Source organism: Teichococcus wenyumeiae, assembly GCF_003696345.1.
Lineage (GTDB): Bacteria > Pseudomonadota > Alphaproteobacteria > Acetobacterales > Acetobacteraceae > Pseudoroseomonas > Pseudoroseomonas wenyumeiae.
Genome location: NZ_RFLX01000172.1, coordinates 1 through 888, shown reverse-complemented (window position 1 = coordinate 888; position 888 = coordinate 1). Strand labels below are relative to the sequence as shown.

The following is an 888-nucleotide window of genomic DNA, read 5'->3' as shown; positions in this document are numbered from 1 at the left end:
GGACTAGGGTCTGTGACCGGACGCAGCGATGCGTAGGTTGATGATGGTGGCGGCGAGATGGGCAAAGCCAGTCCAACTGCGGCGGGTCTTGTCGCGGCGGAAGGCCAGGCGGACCCAATCCTTGAGGCTGGAGAACAGGTTCTCGATATGGTGGCGCTGGGCGTACAGGGTGGGGTCCCAGTCCGGCGGATCGACCATGCCGCGCTTGGGCGGGGTGTGAACGGTGCAGCCCTCGGCAGCAAAGGCGGCGCGGAGCGCGGCCGAGACGTAGCCCCGGTCGAGTGCCGCGTTGCAGGCCGGGAGGCCCATGGCGAGCGCCGTCGCATAGCGCAGATCGGCGTGGTGCCCGGGGCTGGCGATCAGCCGCAGGATGCGGCCTGCGCCATCGGCGCAGGCATGAAGCTTGGAGCACAGTCCGCCACGGCTGCGGCCGAGCGCTTCGGCCGAGGCTGTACTGCTCGCCGCCCCGCTCGCAGCGCGGTGGGCTTTGCAGGTGGTGCTGTCCAGGAGGATCAGCCCGTCCGCTGGCAGGCTCGGGCGGAGTGCCTCGAAGATCAGTTCCCACCAGCCGCGCAGGCACCAGCGCCGCCAACGGTGGTAGACGCTCGACCATTGGCCCAGCGCCTCCGGCAGGTCACGCCACGGCGCCCCCGTCCGGCAAATCCAGAGGGCCGCGGCGATGAAACGGCGCAGCGCCACCTCATCACGCTTCCAGGCACGGGGAATCTGCTGCATCACCAGCATCAGCGACGCCCATTGGGCGTCGTCTAGCTTCGTTCTGGTCATGGCCGCGTTTCCTTGAAAGCCTCGAGAACTTCCAAGGTGGCGCGGCCAGAGACCGGATCGGAGCCAGACCGGTTAGTCAGACAGTCCAGTCACAGACCCTAG

The 888-nt window shown here is 68.2% G+C and carries 1 protein-coding gene; it reads right to left on the bottom strand.

All coding sequences use genetic code 11. The annotated features are described in order from the left end of the window. Positions 1–3: 3 nt before the first annotated feature. Positions 4–786, bottom strand: coding sequence for an IS5 family transposase (locus EBE87_RS28450; RefSeq protein WP_120641314.1), 783 nt, complete (start codon positions 784–786; stop codon positions 4–6). Positions 787–888: the final 102 nt, after the last annotated feature.

Bases quoted from the DNA above. Each gene is read 5' to 3' on its own strand.
- EBE87_RS28450 (WP_120641314.1), bottom strand. From the start codon at position 786: ATGACCAGAACGAAGCTAGACGACGCCCAATGGGCGTCGCTGATGCTG.